Genomic DNA, 17,545 nt, shown 5'->3' on the forward strand with positions numbered 1-17,545 from the left:
TTTTTTAAACGGTTATTCTTGGATACTTATTGTTTTTTCGTGAATCAAGAGGTTAATTTCCGCTCCAGGATACTACCTTTCCGCGGGCGAATGCTGAGCTTTCTCAGCGCTTCTCGCCTGCGGGGTTTAGCTATCTCGCTTTTCCGCAAAAGTCTCGCATCTTTCGCGCTAATCGTCAAGTGGGAGCACATTATTTTCGTAAATAGGAGATGTACTAGGGAAACGATTGAATCATGTTTTCGGTGTAAAAGTATATTGGATTTAGGTAATTCAAATATAGATCAAACATAAGGACTAAAAAAGGTTTCAGAGTGAGACCACTCTAAAACCTTTTTTTGTGATAATCATTTACTATTTCCTGACTTTGCATTGTTAAATAGTGAATATGCCTCATTACTAATGCTAGCTTGGTCTTGAGACATATTGAGATTACTGTCCGCTGTCGTTGTCGTACTCTCATTCTCATTCTTCATTTCAAGCTTTTCAATTTCTGCTTCAATTTGTTTTAATTGATTTTGTAAATCTTTAAGTTGTTGACTGCTATCAGCCGAATTACTTGAAGATGAAGATGAAGATGAATTTAATTTCTTAATTTCAGCTTCTAACTGTGATTTTTGTTTTTCTAATGTCACTAACTGTTGAGAAGATCCAGAAGAGGATGAACTGCTCGTTGACATTTGCGTTGTTGAAACCGAACTTATTTGCATAATGATCACCTTTCTATTTTTTATATATTTATTTTACTCCTAGAAATCTTACATTTTCCTTAAAAAATTTCAGATTTTGCCATTTAGTTTAAAGCACGAGTAAACATTGTTAGGTTGCTTGCAGATTTTGCGACCTCTTCAAATGCTGTACCTAACTCATTTAAGACATTAATAAAAGAGACAAGTTTATTATCAATCTTATTATTTTGTATTTTTGTCTCTTCCATCGTTAATAATATTTGCTCAAAATGTTCTTCTGTTTCTTCCATGCTTTGCTTGCCATCCTTCACTTCTGCTCTAATTTTTTCAAGTGATCGCGTCAATTTTTCCGTTTGACCATTCATACTTGAAATTAAGGAAGCTACATTTGCAACAGATTTTTTCGTTTCATCCGATAATTTTCTCACTTCATCAGCAACGACAGCAAAGCCAAGACCGTGTTCGCCTGCCCTTGCTGCTTCAATAGCCGCATTTAACGACAGCAAATTCGTTTGATCTGAAATATCTGTTACGATATTAATAATCTCTTGCATTTGTTTCGTGATTCCCAGCAGAATTTGGACATCATCAGAAATATCATTAACAGAAGTATAAATGTTTTGCATATTCACATGTTGCTTACTAAGCTGTTGTTTCCCTTGTTTTGCTCGTTCCTCCGCTAATACTGACAAATCTGCGCCTTTATTTGCAAGATCAATTATTTCATTTGATTGTGCGTTCAATTGATGAAAAGAAGCATTTGTTTCTTCAGATAATGCTGCAAAATTCTCTACCTCCTCTACATCATTTTCCATTATCTTCTGATGTTCTTCTACTTTTCGCTTTTGCTTCTCGGTTTCGATATCGTATGCTTCAACAACCAATTGCTGTTCCAAGCTAAATATTTTAGATACAGACCGAATTAACGATGCATGTTCTGCTACATTTGTTATATTTTCTTCAATAATATTGCAAATTGAAAGAAACAAATCTTGAAACGCACACATATACCACTTTGTTGGCAGTCCAATTTTTACATGAACATGCGCAATACGGATTCTTTTTTCAAAATAAGTTTCATTTATTTTTCCATCAAACATTTCAGAAATATGGTTTTTCAGTGTAATCTTTAGTCTTTCAATCGAACTATGATCGTTAATGATCGCAAACAATGAGGGTTCATTTTCTAAATTTTGATAAAAGCGGTCAACAATCACATCTATTTTTTCAATCACCAAAGGCTTTATAATCAACATTTTTTGTAAGTCATCGATCGTAAGTCCTATCATTTGAATTTGTTTGAACACTTCACTGCTTTTATCTACAGTTAATTCTACATCTCTTAATGCCGCTTTAACTGTTCCTCTTCTATTTCTAACCATTTTTAACATCCTGAACTCATCCTCCTCTATTTTCCGATTGATTCAAGTAGTAATATTTTACTATGTTAAAAGAAGTTTTTCACTATATTTTTCGGGTATTTCTAACTATATTTATCTGTAATTTCATTAAAATGTTAATTTTTCTGTTAATATCCGTTATAAATTAAAACTCTTTTCCAAAGTTGATTGTTTTAAAGTGGGGATTGTCATTCATTTACGTGTTTCAATGTCCATAAGAAGTTGATCGGAGAGAAAGGGACAAGACTCCCGCAGGTGTATAGCGCCGAGGATGTTCAGCTTCCGCCGGCGGAAACGAAAATTAGCAGCATATTTAATCATGTATTTGCAAAAGTGAACATCACTTTCATTCTTTTTAATCGAATAATTTATTCCCATTAAGTACATAATTCAATTAAAAAATAAGGAGTCGTGAGAAGGTTGATTGATAAAAATCCGTTAAGTTCATCAGAAGTAGGAACACTTTGGCTGACATACCAAGAAAAAACAATGATCCTACGCATATTGGAATACTTTATAGAAAAATCTGACGACCAAGAAGCAATAAATATTATGGGCGGTCTTTGGCAAGAACTCCACTATTATGTGCAGCAAATAGAGAAAATTTTTGAACATGAAGGGGCGGCAGTTCCTATTGGATTTACAAAAGCTGATGTTCATTTAGATGCGCCAAAATTATACGATAACGGCTTTGATATTATGTTTATTCGTATTTTAAAAGAAATCAGCATGGGCATGTACACCATCAATATCAATATGTCATATAGAGATGATATAATAAATCTTTATGAAGGGCTTACGACCATTACGCAAAATATTTATAAATTGGCTACTGTCTATTTACTTGAAAAAGGGTTTCTTACTCGTCCACCAAATGTGACGATGCCAAAAAGCAATGAATTTATTGAAGATAAAAACTATTTACAGGGATTAATGCCATTTCGAGAGAAAAGATCATTAAATGATATCGAACTTGGTTGTTTACATCACAGCATTGAAACAAATAATATAGGACTGCAGTTAATTACCGGGTTTGCTCAATGTGCAGCAAATAAGGAAGTTAAGGAATACTTTACAAAAGGAAAAGAACTTGCTAAGAATCAAATAAGAATGGTTGAAGAAATCCTTCTAGAGAGCGATGTTCCATTTTCTGCAACTTCGGGAAGCACTGTCACCACTTCTACAATCGCTCCTTTTTCTGATAAGCTTATGATGTTTTGCGTATACCTACTTAATGGTTACGGAATAGTTGGCGGAAGTTTCGGAACGATCTTCAGCTTAAGAAATGATATCTCAATGAAAACAGCTTTATCGACAAAAAATGTTTATTTTTTTGCCCAGACCGGAATTAAAATTATGATTAAAAATGGATGGTTAGAGGAACCACCTCAAATGGAAGATCGAGCTAAAATCATTAAAGACTAGTCAATAGTTCCCCTTCAAGGAAACCTTTGCAACGAACGCGCAGTAAACCTCCCCAGGGGTCACTCAGAATTCCGTATATGATATCAATTTTGCTATGAACAAATATTTTAGCAACTTCATACAATAATCCAAAAAATGGAGTTGATTCTCATGGCAAAATGGATTGATATATCAGCGTCACGGCATAGATTAAAACTATATGATGGCAACCGTCTTATAAAAAGCTATCCAATTGCCGTTGGAAAAATGTTATCACCAACACCTGCTGGAACATACACGATTATCAATAAACAGCATCACCCTGGGGGGCCATTTGGCGTACTTTGGATGGGACTGTCAAGAGCTCACTACGGTATTCACGGAACTAATAATCCAGCTTCAATTGGTAAAAACGTCTCCCATGGTTGTATTAGAATGTACAATCATGATGTTCTAGACTTATCATCTCGCGTTCCAGTTGGCACTAGAGTTGTAATCCATAAATAATGACAAATTGCCTACGTTACTTTATCGTGCTTTTAAGTTTCCTCAGCTAAAAAAATTGAACCATTACATTTGTTATGTAAATCCAAGACTTTTTTTACAGCTGGCGATTGCATCATTGATTTTTTTGTTTGGATGCTCAAGCATTTTCCCATGTCCGGTTGCAAGCAGTGATGGTTTATGGTCCCGTATTTTATAAGCACTATCCAACGTAATGCTTTTATTCCATGTAGCCATTGCCGGAAAAGGAAACAAAGGCTTTACATGTCCCGAAACAGCAATGCCCCCTCTTGTTTGAAATAAGTCCCCGACAACACATGAATGATTTCTTGTATCTAAAAATGACATCGATCCAGGTGTATGTCCAGGTGTAGAAAGTGCTAACAATGAACCAATTTTATCTCCGTCCTTCAAAAAAATATCTGCTCTAGTCTGTAATTTTTTAGGTACACTGCCGCGAATAGGTGTATTAGGTTCATCCTCATTTAACGAACGATCTCCTAACATCAAACGACTGTCCCGTTCTGAAATATACACAGGGATATGCGGAAATTGCTTTTTAAGATTGTCAAGCGCTCCTACATGGTCTTCATGTGCGTGAGTTAGAATAATCCGCACAATAGGTTTTCCTATAGCTTCTGAGGCCTTTATAATCGCTTTTGAACTATAAGGCAATGCCGCATCAATTAAGGTTAAACCATCATTTTCATTAACGAAATAGCAGTTCACAGGGAAAAGACGCGGTAAGAAAGTCAGCTGATAAATTGTTTCTTTATGGGTAATCTTCATAATCATCCACCTCATGATCATATAAACTTTGAACATTGCAATTATGATAATATCTAAAAAATAAGACTATAGTTCACCCAATTGACAAGATCTACCATTATGAGTTCATCCAACAGAATATATGATTTAAAAGCCATCGATATTCTCATATAGATTGATTAAAAGGTTCCGTATGAAATTTTTTTCATGACAACTATTTGATGACATTAGTTGCGCACCTAAAGACCAACCAAGCACTGAAAAGTAGTTTCGAAGTATTGAGCTTAATCTTATTTACACATAATTTTTACAAAAAAATACATTATAAATCACGTTATGCTATTATAATTCTTATGGGCAAATTTTACGAAAGTAAGAGACGCAAAACCACGGGCCTAAGGCATTCGCTATGGCAGCCGGGTTGCACATCAAAATCATTGTTTTTATAACTTTATATTATTATTCTTTATTCTCAATTGCCCAAAAATCCAATGAAAAAGGGGATGTAATTGAGTACACATAAGTCGATTTTACTTGTAGATGATTCACAATTCATGAGAAATTATCTCAAAAATCTCATTTTGAAACATTGCAAGTATGAGTTCATTGAAGGTAGTAATGGTCATGATGGCATTCGTTTGTATAAAGAGCATCAACCTGATATTACAATTATGGACATAACAATGCCGCACCTAAATGGCATAGCCGCATTAACAGAGATTATGAAATATGATCAACATGCGAAAGTAATTATTTGCTCTTCATTAGGCGAAAAAACCTTACTTATGGAGGCAATACAATTAGGTGCCGTTGATTTTATTGTAAAACCTTATTTCAATAATCTTATTTCAGTTTTAAACACATTATCTTAGAGACTAGGACAAAACTCAAAAGTGGTTGACTAAAGCCCGAACATTGCACATCAGCTCCGGAACTACACGTAGACTCCTGCGGGAGGCTCACCTGCCGCCCGCGAAAAGCGAAGTATTGTTCCAGAGCGGGATTCAAGCGCAATATTCGGGTTTTCTTTCGTTAATATACTTTTGTTCCAATCTCTTTTTTGCTTTTACAAAATACAAATTCTATATTTAATAAGCTAAATCACTTTTCACAAGTTTAAAATTAAATCTTCCTACTAATTCTTGCTCTCTAAGTAAATTTTAATGTTTTTGTTATATCCTATTAACATGATGTACATATGGGGGTGTATGAAATAATACTTTCAATGTTGGTTAACACCTTCGCATTAATCGGACTAGCTATTATATATTTTTTATTTACCCATTTTGAAAATGATTAAAAGTTCAGGAAGCTCTTCTCTGTTCCTCTCAGGCTATCAATAAACTTATTATTTTTAAGTTTATCGATAGTCTTTTTTATGATCTTTAGATGCTGTTTTCCGAAGCGTCTGCTCACTTTTCTGCGGCGTTCATATTTCAAAAAACATTAGAAAGAATATTTGCAGATACGAAGGAAAAGCATCGCATGCATTTGTAACTTACCTGCTCAATAATGACATCATTCAAGAATTGGCGGAAAATGTTCACTTTTGCATATTTCTTCACTAGCAACAAATAATATGAAGCGGAGATCAAAACAAGAGAACGATCTCCAAAATAGAATGGCCTTAACGAAAGTTTATAAAGATAAAGAGAAGGAAAGGAGATGTAGAGAATGAAAACAAAAGATAATTTTCTTGAAGGTGCTAAAGTAACAAAGGATAACCAAATATACGGAACACCGAATAGTAAAAGTAAAAATGGAACTGGCGACTCACCAAATGATAATGTTAGAAAGAAAAAGTAAGATTGGGGATTTATTGACAGCCAAGCACTTCTTGGCTGTCTAACAAAATCTCTTTAACGTACATAGCCGTAAATAAATTTAGACATCATTCAATATGCTGTCGTGTGATGTTGCCCACAATTATCAATTCTCTTACACGTAACTCCTATCTTATTTACATCCTTTCAATGTTAAACACAATATGTGAATAGCTAGCTCTCTTTATACTCCCATAATCCTAATTTTCCCTTCGCCTCAATCATTTCAGGCAATTGCTGTACATTTGCCAGTTGCCAAACATACCGTCCAACGGAAAAATCCCCGAAAGCAAATTCCTTTCCTGTTATCAAATGATTGGTTTGCAGTATCGCATGATCATCATTTTGGTACTCTACCTTTAGGCATGCTTTTAACTTACATACAGCAAGAATGACGCCTGTTGGTAGTTCTTCAGCTTTCTTTATTCCATATTTAGCAAGGATTGTGGAAACGGCATTATCACGAAAAGCTTTATGATCAATATTTTTACTTGCATGGATTCCTAAAATACCACGATATTTCACCTGCCATGAACGCGTTTCATATTCTTTTTCACCGAGCGCAATTAACGTAACCCACGGTTGTCTAATTGAAATAACTTTCATTTTACACACCTATTTCTTTTTTCTCTGTTGAATGGCTCATCATCAAGCGATATTTTTAAAAAATACATTTGCGAAAGATCATCCATATTGCCCTTTCATTATAATACTGCTTCTGTTTGAAAACTTCCCTAAATACAAAAAAACGAATGATAGTAAATGAATATTTACTATCATTCATAAATATCATTGAATATATGAATTAATAGTAATATAATATTTACTATTATAGGAGGATTATGATGATTGAAAGCATTGCAAAAGAGTATATTTCATTAATACCAAACCTCTTTGATAGTTTTAGCGAGTTGAACAAAGATTCCGGAGCATTATCACATATGCAAAATCATGTGATCGAGTTTATGTATTTTCAGCAAAGAGCTTTGAACCTCAAAGAAATCAGTAATGGATTAAACATCGCAAAACAGCAATTAACAAATATTATGAAAGATTTAGAAGCGAGCGGCTATATAGTGAAAACACCTGACATCAAAGATAAACGCGCTGTTTTAGTATCGTTAACAGCTGCAGGCAAAGATATTCAAGAGAAAAAATGGACGAATATTTATCATCATTTTAGCGAACGTCTTACTAAACTAAGTGATGAGGAGAGAATAGATTTACAATTTGCCCTTCACAAAGTAAATATCCTATTAAAAAAGATGAAAAATTAAAGAAACAAAACTTTAGGAGAGAAATCAATATGGTTTTAAATAAAATTCAATTAGATAACGAGAAAGAAACATTGCTGATTACCTTATACGCAAAAGCATTAGACAGTCGCTCAAAAAATTCTATTCTTAAAGACAAAAAGGCTGCTGAATTAGTGGATATGATTGACTACAACTTCGAAAAACTCCATAGTTTTGGTAATGAGACGATGGTTGTTAGAGCAAAACAACTGGATTCATGGTTGCACACATTTTTGGAAAATCATCAAGATGCAACAGTGTTAAATCTCGGCTGTGGCTTGGACACGAGAATTTCAAGAGTACATCCACCTTCAACTGTAAAATGGTTTGATGTCGATTACCCTGAGGTTATTGAAGTACGCAAGCATTTTTACTCAAATTGTGAAGGTTATCAAATGATTGCATCTTCAGTTACGGAACTAAACTGGTTAGAAAAAATTCCAAAAGACAAGCCTGCCATCATCATTGCCGAAGGACTATTAGAATACCTTACAAAAGATGAAGTAGAAATACTGCTTGAGCGTCTAACTAAGCATTTCCCCAGCGGTCAAATCGCCTTTGATGTGATGAATTCATTTGCTATCAATGCTGGAAAGGAACATCTTAAAAAAACAACTGGAGCTGAACACAAATGGGCTGTCGATGATATTCATGAAGTTGATAAGCTAAATGCTAAACTGAAAAGAATAGCCAGCTTTTCTATTTTTAGATCAAAATATATACACAAACTCCCCTTTAAATTGCGTTTCTTATATACCATCATGTATGTGGTTCCTAACTTCAGAAATATGATACGTTTGCTTCTATATAAGTTTTAAAAATAGAATGGTATTACCTTTTAAGATTAATCGGATATAAGCGGATATCTACTAGTTGTTCAACATGTAATGAAGCAAGAGCAAAAACTTTTGCGCCGGAAAGCGGCCAACGACCTCAGAAAGCGGCCATCTGCTCAAAAAGCAGGACACCCCCATCAATATCAATGGGGGTGTCTAAACACTAAGAGCTATCAGAACAGCTCTATAACTTTCAAACATGGTGCATAGTTTTCCAAAGGGAAACCTTATTGTTTTTTCATTAAATCGCGTTCAAAAAGTTGATTGGCGCGGAAAGCGAGACCTAAAGCAGAATCTGCTACTCTTTTTCTAATGATCACCCTTTAGTTGAAATAACATTTTTTCGGAAAACTACGTTCAAAATAGAATCACTTTTGAATATTGGTAAAGGGGCTCTAGTTCTCACACTACATACTGTTCTTTTATTTATTACTTAAAGATGTTAAATCCCTTCAGTCGAGTTGCCAACCTTCAAATTTGTAATTAAAAACGAATCATCCACCCGTTTTACTGTGTAGGTATTCGTATATTTTTTCTCGCTTCCTTTTTCATCATCATAGCCATTATATATTTTAAAATCTTCTTGGGTTGTTACGGAATATGAATCTTGATCAATTTGTTTAATATTAGCGATATGATAATCGACCAATTCTTCTTTTATATTCTTTTCGTAGCAATTGTCTACAAAAGTTTCTTGCGTTTTGAAGAAATCACTTTCGGGATCAATATAATCGGTAATATAATGACTTTCGCCATAATTCACAGCATCCGCAAAGTTTTTTAAGTAATCATCCATAACATTCGTGATCTCTTCTTTATCAGCTTCTGCTTTCATATTCTTGAAGTATTCATTTGCTTTCGCTTTCGATGACTTTGTTAATGTAATTCCGTCATTATAAAGATCTGTTGTAAATTTTAATGAATGATCATTTGTTAATTCAAAGCCAACATCAGTACCAGCAGCAGAAGCAGCCAACTTATTATACTCTGCGTAATTTGTTTTTAACTTTTCTTGTTCACCTGTTTGAAGATCAGTAATCATTCCATTTTTGTCAATTTCAATATACACATTGCCACTAGCCGCTTTTCCTCCCCATATCCCGGCAATGTCGTCAAAGGTTAATTCATTTTTGAAAATGATGTTATTTTGATATGATACAGTTGAAAAACGGTGTAAATCATTATCTACAATCGTCTTATTGTCCATATCTTTCATTTCATATAATTTATCGTCATTTGTTGCAAATGCTAAATTTCCAAAATAATATTTGTATTGATCGATATCGCTGGCAATCTTTTTATTATTAATAAATAGATTATCATCATCTGTTTTATATACAACTTCTTTTTTTGAAACTGGATTATATTTTACTACGGACGAAGCAATTTTCTGCGGTTCTTTTGTATTTACTAGTTTGAATAACTCATCGTCATCATTCAAATAAAATACAGTATGTTTTTTAATTTTAAATGTTTTTACGTCACTTGCTAGTTTAGTAGCTGATTCTTCATTTTCTTTTTTTCTAAACAAGTTACCGTCTGTATCTACATAGTAATAATAATTGTTATCATATTTATATGCCCCGGCATCACTTGCAATTTTTACAGGTGTCGAAGCCTCTTTGATTTGAGCAGTATATAAATCTGTAGAATCCTCATCTTCTCCGTTTAAATAGACGAGACGATCTCCTATTTTTTGTATAGACCCTGGAAGTACTTCTTCATTAGTAATTTTAATGCTTTGATCATCGCCCATTTTTTTGAAATAGAGAGCTGAATCATCATTTAAATATGCGATTTCGTCTTTTCCATTTAAATCAGTGAAATAAGTGACATCACTTGCAATTTCTGTTTCTTGGTGATCTTTAAGATTATACATAGAAAAGTCGCCGTCATCATCGATAAAATAAACGCTTTGATCAATGATTGCATACTCTCGCACATGAGAACTAATCTTGTCTTCCTCATCATCTTTCCCTTGCAAAACATATAAATCGCCATCATCATTCTGATAGGAAACGATGCCACTTGCATCATTTGCAATGTAATAAGCAACATCTTTCGCAAGCTTGATTTTATCCTTTCCTGCCTCATATTCATATAGTTCATTTTCATCATTCAGAAAATAAGCTTTATCTTGATCATTATTGTATGAAAATGATCCATCTATGACATTTTCTGAAATTTTCTCTTCCTTATTTCCCTCTGTTTTTAAATATAATGTTCCAATATTTTGGTCATTATCGTTTGTATTGGTTTCCTTAAACATTAGATAGCTTTGATGAATGACATCCGGTTCTGCTGTTGTTAATGCCGCCTTATCACCACAGCCAACGATTCCTAATGAAAGCAAGGCGAACAAAGCGAAAATGGCCCCTTTTCTCCCCTTTTGATACATACCCTATACCTCTTTTTCTAAATATTTTGTAAATCAAAATATAAGTTCCCCTAATCAATTTATTTCAAGATAATGCGACCTTATAAATTGCCAATAAAATTATAGCATTTCCAATTAATACGTCAATTGGATTTTTAAACCATATATGAATTTTTTATCCACTATTTGTTGTATATTAACTGCCTTTTAACAGATTAGCAATTTCATTCACAGCTGCTTATGAATATTATCGATTCTATGTTAAATGAATTGGGGGTCTCTACTCTACCTGTAGAAAAAAAGAACCCACAATTATGGGCTCTTTTAGTGCTGATTTAAGGTTAAGAGATCAATAGATATTTTTCTTGTTTGAAGGCTCTCTGAAAGTAAACGATACGCAACTACATTTTTCTTGTACTCTCTAAATATATCAATGTGGTCGTCATACCTGTAAACAAATAACCTCACATCATTTTTTCCTCTCTTCGTATCAATGACCAATGGAATTCCGCTTTTCTTTGGAATAACATCGCCATATCGCTTCAAGAATATTGCTTCATTATACTCCTTTATAATTTGCTGCTTCTCTTCACCTTGCAAACTTTTTCCATTGATATTTATGTTGACAATATCCTCATTAAGTTTCTGATGTAATTCAAATTTCCCGACAAACCAATCAACAACAAAGGTTGGCGGGGACGTAAATAATATTTTTATTAAAGCAATTATAATTAATGAAAGCACCAATACCCATGTCATATTTATCATCTCCGTTACATTTTAAATCGATCTTATTACAGAACCACTTTATCATGATTTTGAAAGCATCGTATCATTCATTCTTTAGCACAATCAACTCCATTAAAGTAGACATCGAGCCTCTATCTATCATAAAAGATTTTCAAACATTTCAACCATCCAATTGTGGACTTTTTTGACCATCCATTTTTACATTGACAGCTGTTTCCGTAAATTGCATACTTTTCCGTCAGAAAAATAGTGATTGCTTTCCGCCCATAAAAAAGAATCATGACAATGTCATGATCCCAGCAACCATAAACACATTTAATAAAGACTATTTAATGCATCCGCAAACCTTTTAATCCCTTCATTTATTAGCTTTTCCTTTTCTCTCGCAAACGTAAAACGGACAAAGCCTTTTTCCGATCCCATCGTTGATCCAGGGACGTAAATCACTCCTCTTTTAATCGATTCCTCTAATAATTGAATTTCATTAAAATCTTTATTTATTTTGCACCATAAATGGATTCCTCCTTGGGGGATATTAAACGAAACATCATTTCCTAAATAAAATTTAAGACTAGCAACAATTTGATCCCGCCTCTTTTCTAGCTCTTTAACCAATCCTTTCATATGACAATGAAAATGGTGTGATTCTAAAAAATCATTTGCAATCCATTGAGTAAAACTCGAATGACCAAAATCGATTTGTTGTTTTGCATCCGCTAATCTCTCAATAACTGATTTCGGCCCAATTATCCAACCGATTCTTAATCCAGAGGCGACGATTTTCGATAAAGAGCTAATATACAGGACATTTCCGTGGACATCCATTGATTTTAATGATGCGACCGGTTTCCCGGCAAAAGCCATTAAACTATACGGGTCATCTTCCACTACCGGAATTCCGTGTTCTGAAGATAGTTTTAAAATTGCTTTTTTCTGATCATCGTGAAGTAAAGTCCCGGTCGGATTTTGAAAAGAAGGATTTAAAAATATCATTCTAATTCGATGTTTTTTATGTAATGACATTAATTCATCCGGATTGATCCCATTTTTACCCATCGATAAAAAATATGGTTTAAGGCCTGCCGTTTTAAAAATCGGCAGACTATAATGATAAGAAGGCTCCTCTAAAACGACTGCATCTCCTGGCTTTAATAAACATTGCACGACTAAATGGAGCGCTTGTTGTGCACCAGATGTCACTAATATAGAGGAAGCATTCGCCTCAATTCCGCGATAGTTTTTAACATGTTCTGCAATTGTTTCTCTTAATATTGCACTCCCTTGTGGATGATCATAACCTAAGCTGCCGATAAATGATCTTGTTGCGGTAATTTCTCTTAAAAAAGCGACAGGGAAAAGATCTTCTGATAATTCACCACTTGCTAAATTAATTAATTCATGTTCGATTGCTTCTTTTCGTATTCGTTGGTTAACAGGTAAATTAGGCAAAAATGATCCCGCTTCAATATATCTGTTCCAACTCGGGATACGTTTCTTCGTAATTCCCCATATATCTTTACTAATAGTTGTCCCGCTTCCCCTTTTCCTTTGAATAAGACCATTTGATTCCAACTCGTCATAAGCCGCAACCACCGTACTTCTATTTAAACCAAGTTCTTTGGCTAAGTTTCGTTCAGATGGCAACGGTTTATCAGGCGGGAATGTTCCATCTGCTATGCCATTTTCGAGAAATGCCGCAAGCTGTTTATAAATTGCTTTTTTCGCTTTACGATCCGGTTTCCAATCCATAAGCTACAGTCCTTCGTATACATTATAGACGACGATTCCCTTTGGCACGGAAATGTAACGTCTCTTGCTAAATCATTATATAAAGAAGATACTCATCTTTTCATCTCTAGTCAATTGTCCAATTCGCAATTGAGTTTTCGTTAAACATAACAAAATGGATGAAGTGTGTAGAGGACTCTTTTAAAGAGCATTCGCTCTTGCCCACTGAAACTTCATCCATCTTGCTGCACCGCTATATAGCTTATCTATCGTTCGCAATCAAATGTTTTGTTTTCGTTATTAACATTTTGTGCCTTGATTTAACCATTTCAATAAATATTCCTGTGATCGTTTGCGTCACTAAAAATATTGAAAACGAATAAGCAACTTTAAACGCTTTTTGGTTCGTAACGATTCCCATTAAAGTAAAAAGCCAATGTACAGTTACACCAATAATTGCCCAAATGATCACGTAGTAAAGAAAACTTTTTTTATGAATGTTTAAAACAGCATAGAAGTAAAAAAAGAAATATCCAAACGGAGCAAATAGTAGATAATATAAAACATCTGTAATCTCATAATTGTTTAAATCATTTATTTTATAGAGATCTACTATTCCTCCCCCCATCGTAAAATCATATAATATTCCAATTGATAATCCCCATAAAAGGCTTAGTGCTGTGATCTGCGGCTGCAGTCTCTTTGGAAGAAGAAACAAAATTAGATAAGCAACAATATCTAATACGATAAGCCAAATTTCATTGCCATTGAAGTTCACCCACATTTTCATGATGCTTTAACCTCTCTTCTGCCGATCGCTTGAAAAAACTTTAATGTGACACTTGCAATAACATGAAGTGCCATAAAATACAAGATGTCATACACGATACTCCAATGAACATATGTTAGAACGTCAAAATAACGTCCAATAGCAATGACACAACTAAGAACAATTACTGATAAAATGCCAATGTACCAAGATTTCGCACTGAAAAATGTCCCATGAATATTTAATGCTCCAACAATGACTAAAGGAACGATAATAGTTCTTACAATTAAAAATGCTGTATTTTTTAGTGGAGCTGTTGAAATGATAATTCGATCCAATTCTTCAAAAACGATCCAAGACCAATTTATATTAATAACTAAAATCACCATATAAACAAAACAGTTTTCAATTAATGAAAGTCTCTTTCTCATGACAGTAAAGACAACAATTGTAAGCCATGCTATAAAGAAAATAATGACAAATCCCACAGTATGCCCCCTATTGATCAAATATGTTTATATCATACTTCCAATCTTTTTCTTAGATTTACCTGATCACCATCACAATATTCATAAAATCGTGTTTTTTATTTAAACAGCAAGTTTTTCATAAGGAGCATAAGAGAATAACATAAATCATAGAGGCTGGGACAAAAGTATAATAACTAAAAAAAGCCCCGAATATTGTGCTCCAACCCCGCTCCGGAACTATACTGCGCTTTCCGCAGGCGGCTCCTCCCGCAGAAGTCTACGTATGGCTGATTTGTGCAATATTCGTCTTTAGCTAACCACTTTTGCCACCACTAGAAGGGCTATTTGTATTTTGAGCTAACTCTTAAAAGAGGCTTTATATTCTTTTACACTCAATTTATCTATTGCTATATCGTGTTTTTGCTTTTCTTAAATATACTTTTTAATAGTTGCTTCCCTAACTGCCACCCATCCGCACATAGCAGGTGGTTTATTGTCTCGCACGCTTTAGCGAGCTCAACTGACTAAAGTCATAGAATAAAAAAAGCTGAAATCCTTTATAAAAAGAATTTCAGCTTTTGATCTTTGACGTCCCAGGAGAGATTCGAACTCCCGACCGACGGCTTAGAAGGCCGTTGCTCTATCCAGCTGAGCTACTGGGACATAAATTATGTATTTTTTGGTTGTTTTTGTTTTGTTATCCTTAAGACATTTTTAATTATACTGTGTAAATATATGAATGTCAACACTCTTTTTTATTTTTTTCCTATTGCAGTTTTTTACATGTGACTGCAATAGGAAGGATAAAAGGAATAGTTAGTATAAGGAATATTATAGCGAAAATATTTGTCGTAAATCTTGCAGTTCTTCATGTCGATCTGTATAAAAAGAAATTCTAATAGTTTGTTCGGTTTTTTCCACAATAGCATATGTTTTTTCCACTCTTCCTCTAGGCATTAGCAGACTGCCTGGATTAAGAAATAAACGATTATCAATCATTTCAGCGCCAAGAATATGCGAATGTCCAAAAAAGACAAAATCAGCATTCACTTCTTTTGCTTTATAAGACAAATTCATTAAAGTCATTTTCACATTATAATGATGCCCATGAGTCACAAATATATTATTTCCTTCAATTTCTGTTTTGATATCTAACGGAAATTTTCTTTCATAATCACAGTTACCGCGAACCGTCAAAAAGTCTTTAATTTCTTCTTGATCCGCTTGTAATTCTGAATCTCCGCAATGAATCATCGCATCTACTTCTTTGCCGTAGCGCTCCTTTAATTCCAATAACTCACTCGTTAAGCCGTGGCTATCACTGACAATCAGCAATTTCATTTTATACTTTCCTCTCCCCATTTTTGATTTAAAAGCTTCGATAATTGTTTCATTGCATTTGCACGATGACTAATGGCATTTTTTTCTTCTGACGATAATTGTGCCAATGTTTTTCCCGAAGAGATTTTAAAAATTGGATCATAGCCAAACCCATTTTCTCCGATTCGTTTATGTGTAATCATACCATTAAGAGTGCCTGATACGGTATAAGTTTCTTTTCCAGGTTCAGCAACTGCTAATGCACAGTAAAATGTGGCAGCTCGTCGATCATCTGATACATTCATTAATTCTGAAAGAACCTTATCAATATTTGCCTCATCATTTTTTTCTTCACCAGCATAACGGGCTGAATAAATACCTGGGCTGCCATCAAGGGCATCAATCATCAACCCAGAATCATCAGCGATCGTCATAAGCTGATATTGATTTGCAATCGTTTCGGCTTTTAATATCGCATTTTCTTCAAATGTTTTTCCTGTTTCTGCTACATCAATGGCATGATCCACATCTAACAAAGTTTTTACTTCAATGCCATATTTTGAAAACATCTGTTCAAATTCTTTTGCTTTCCCTCTATTTTTCGTCGCAATTAACACAGCCTTCACTTCGTTTCCCCCTCTTTGAATATTAGAGAGACTACTTCCTCTCCTAACGTCTGCTTTTGTTTCTCAAAGAGCTGATCTAATCCAATTTGCGCTGCCTCCAGCATTTCGTTTAATTGAGTAGGGTTAAACGTTGCTTCTTCACCAGTTCCTTGCAGCTCAACAAATTCTCCTGCACTTGTCATCACAACATTCATGTCAACTAATGCTTGACTATCCTCATGATAATTCAAATCAAGAATAACACCTTGATCATTGATCATTCCTACACTTGTAGCAGCCAACAATTGGGTGATCGGAAAAACTTGAAATGGTTTTGTTTTATGTATTTTTAGTAATGCTTCAGTCATTGCTATAAAAGCACCCGTAATTGAGGCCGTTCTCGTGCCACCATCCGCCTGAATAACATCGCAATCAATCCAAATTGTCTTTTCACCAATTCGTTCTAAGTTAACGACTGCGCGTAATGCTCGTCCAATTAATCGTTGAATTTCCATCGTTCTTCCTGAAACTTTTCCTTTCGAAGATTCGCGGATATTTCGTTGCTGGGTTGCTCTTGGAAGCATTGAATATTCAGCTGTAATCCAGCCTTTGCCACTTCCACGCATGAAAGGCGGCACACGATCTTCAATACTAGCTGTACAGATTACTTTTGTATCCCCAATTGTGATAAGAACAGAACCTTCAGGGTGCTTTAAATAATGATTCTCAATATGTATTGGTCTTAATTGCAACGCATCTCTACCATCAACACGCAAAGTATGAAATCCCTCCTTTAAATATTACATATAC

At 34.4% G+C, this 17,545-nt stretch carries 18 protein-coding genes, 1 tRNA gene, 1 pseudogene and 1 riboswitch; of the genes and pseudogenes, 6 read left to right on the forward strand and 14 right to left on the reverse strand.

Translation table 11 applies throughout. From position 1 onward, the window contains the following. Positions 1–344: 344 nt before the first annotated feature. Both G4D61_RS12925 and G4D61_RS12930 read right to left on the reverse strand, forming a co-directional pair. A complete protein-coding gene (locus tag G4D61_RS12925; RefSeq protein ID WP_035352560.1) occupies positions 345–707 on the reverse strand; it encodes a hypothetical protein in 363 nt (120 codons plus the stop codon). Between the two features lie 83 nt (positions 708–790). Continuing rightward, positions 791–2,077: a globin-coupled sensor protein gene (locus G4D61_RS12930; RefSeq protein WP_163174151.1), complete on the reverse strand. Its 1,287-nt coding sequence runs from the start codon at positions 2,075–2,077 to the stop codon at positions 791–793. Positions 2,078–2,506: 429 nt separating this feature from the next. Between G4D61_RS12930 and G4D61_RS12935 the strand changes: the two genes are divergently transcribed. Together G4D61_RS12935 and G4D61_RS12940 are read left to right on the forward strand one after the other, a co-directional pair. Beyond that, positions 2,507–3,511 (forward strand): DUF3231 family protein, encoded by a 1,005-nt coding sequence (locus G4D61_RS12935; protein WP_035352563.1) that lies wholly within the window; start codon positions 2,507–2,509, stop codon positions 3,509–3,511. A gap of 150 nt (positions 3,512–3,661) precedes the next feature. Then, positions 3,662–3,997 carry a L,D-transpeptidase gene (locus G4D61_RS12940; protein WP_025727791.1) on the forward strand — a complete coding sequence of 112 codons (336 nt, stop codon included), beginning with the start codon at positions 3,662–3,664 and terminating at the stop codon, positions 3,995–3,997. 72 nt (positions 3,998–4,069) lie between these two features. On the opposite strand, the gene G4D61_RS12945 is transcribed toward G4D61_RS12940, so the two are convergent. After that, a complete protein-coding gene (locus G4D61_RS12945) occupies positions 4,070–4,783 on the reverse strand; it encodes an MBL fold metallo-hydrolase (RefSeq protein ID WP_035352566.1) in 714 nt (237 codons plus the stop codon). Between the two features lie 325 nt (positions 4,784–5,108). Then, a riboswitch (cyclic di-GMP riboswitch) is annotated at positions 5,109–5,191 on the forward strand. A gap of 80 nt (positions 5,192–5,271) precedes the next feature. Here G4D61_RS12945 and G4D61_RS12950 point away from each other — a divergent pair. Both G4D61_RS12950 and G4D61_RS18365 read left to right on the forward strand, forming a co-directional pair. Beyond that, positions 5,272–5,634, forward strand: coding sequence for a response regulator (locus G4D61_RS12950; RefSeq protein ID WP_025727793.1), 363 nt, complete (start codon positions 5,272–5,274; stop codon positions 5,632–5,634). An 802-nt stretch (positions 5,635–6,436) separates the two neighbouring features. Further along, positions 6,437–6,568, forward strand: a complete 132-nt coding sequence (locus tag G4D61_RS18365; RefSeq protein ID WP_268812448.1) for a hypothetical protein — start codon at positions 6,437–6,439, stop codon at positions 6,566–6,568. A 191-nt stretch (positions 6,569–6,759) separates the two neighbouring features. On the opposite strand, the gene G4D61_RS12955 is transcribed toward G4D61_RS18365, so the two are convergent. Beyond that, positions 6,760–7,191, reverse strand: coding sequence for an ASCH domain-containing protein (locus G4D61_RS12955; RefSeq protein ID WP_035352569.1), 432 nt, complete (start codon positions 7,189–7,191; stop codon positions 6,760–6,762). A 239-nt stretch (positions 7,192–7,430) separates the two neighbouring features. Here G4D61_RS12955 and G4D61_RS12960 point away from each other — a divergent pair, with 239 nt between their 5' ends. Both G4D61_RS12960 and G4D61_RS12965 read left to right on the forward strand, forming a co-directional pair. Then, a complete protein-coding gene (locus G4D61_RS12960; RefSeq protein ID WP_052137749.1) occupies positions 7,431–7,862 on the forward strand; it encodes a MarR family winged helix-turn-helix transcriptional regulator in 432 nt (143 codons plus the stop codon). 29 nt (positions 7,863–7,891) lie between these two features. Further along, complete coding sequence (locus G4D61_RS12965; RefSeq protein WP_035352575.1) at positions 7,892–8,698, forward strand: class I SAM-dependent methyltransferase; 807 nt, start codon at positions 7,892–7,894, stop codon at positions 8,696–8,698. A gap of 460 nt (positions 8,699–9,158) precedes the next feature. Here G4D61_RS12965 and G4D61_RS12970 read toward each other — a convergent pair whose 3' ends face one another. From G4D61_RS12970 to rph, 10 genes and pseudogenes are all read right to left on the reverse strand, one after another. Continuing rightward, positions 9,159–11,114: a TcaA NTF2-like domain-containing protein gene (locus G4D61_RS12970; protein WP_163174153.1), complete on the reverse strand. Its 1,956-nt coding sequence runs from the start codon at positions 11,112–11,114 to the stop codon at positions 9,159–9,161. Between the two features lie 303 nt (positions 11,115–11,417). Continuing rightward, the gene (locus G4D61_RS12975) at positions 11,418–11,852 is read right to left on the reverse strand and encodes a YfmQ family protein (protein ID WP_025727798.1); all 435 of its coding nucleotides are present in this window, start codon (positions 11,850–11,852) and stop codon (positions 11,418–11,420) included. A 306-nt stretch (positions 11,853–12,158) separates the two neighbouring features. Then, positions 12,159–13,592, reverse strand: coding sequence for a MocR-like pyridoxine biosynthesis transcription factor PdxR (gene pdxR, locus G4D61_RS12980; RefSeq protein ID WP_035352584.1), 1,434 nt, complete (start codon positions 13,590–13,592; stop codon positions 12,159–12,161). Between the two features lie 241 nt (positions 13,593–13,833). Continuing rightward, positions 13,834–14,361, reverse strand: coding sequence for a hypothetical protein (locus tag G4D61_RS12985; RefSeq protein ID WP_025727800.1), 528 nt, complete (start codon positions 14,359–14,361; stop codon positions 13,834–13,836). Further along, complete coding sequence (locus G4D61_RS12990) at positions 14,358–14,828, reverse strand: hypothetical protein (protein WP_163174155.1); 471 nt, start codon at positions 14,826–14,828, stop codon at positions 14,358–14,360. Before G4D61_RS12990 ends, G4D61_RS12985 begins: the two co-directional genes overlap by 4 nt. A gap of 339 nt (positions 14,829–15,167) precedes the next feature. After that, a pseudogene (locus G4D61_RS18230) lies at positions 15,168–15,278 on the reverse strand (IS200/IS605 family transposase); the annotation flags it as partial. 121 nt (positions 15,279–15,399) lie between these two features. Next, a tRNA-Arg gene (locus G4D61_RS13000) sits at positions 15,400–15,473 on the reverse strand. Between the two features lie 168 nt (positions 15,474–15,641). Next, a complete protein-coding gene (locus tag G4D61_RS13005; protein WP_025727802.1) occupies positions 15,642–16,151 on the reverse strand; it encodes a metallophosphoesterase in 510 nt (169 codons plus the stop codon). Then, complete coding sequence (locus G4D61_RS13010; RefSeq protein WP_035352586.1) at positions 16,148–16,756, reverse strand: XTP/dITP diphosphatase; 609 nt, start codon at positions 16,754–16,756, stop codon at positions 16,148–16,150. The genes G4D61_RS13005 and G4D61_RS13010 overlap by 4 nt, the downstream gene beginning before the upstream one ends. Continuing rightward, positions 16,753–17,511 (reverse strand): ribonuclease PH, encoded by a 759-nt coding sequence (gene rph, locus G4D61_RS13015; protein WP_035352588.1) that lies wholly within the window; start codon positions 17,509–17,511, stop codon positions 16,753–16,755. The genes G4D61_RS13010 and rph overlap by 4 nt, the downstream gene beginning before the upstream one ends. Between the last annotated feature and the right edge of the window lie 34 nt (positions 17,512–17,545).

The sequence above is a fragment of the Heyndrickxia ginsengihumi genome (assembly GCF_011008565.1).
Taxonomy (GTDB): domain Bacteria; phylum Bacillota; class Bacilli; order Bacillales; family Bacillaceae_C; genus Weizmannia; species Weizmannia ginsengihumi.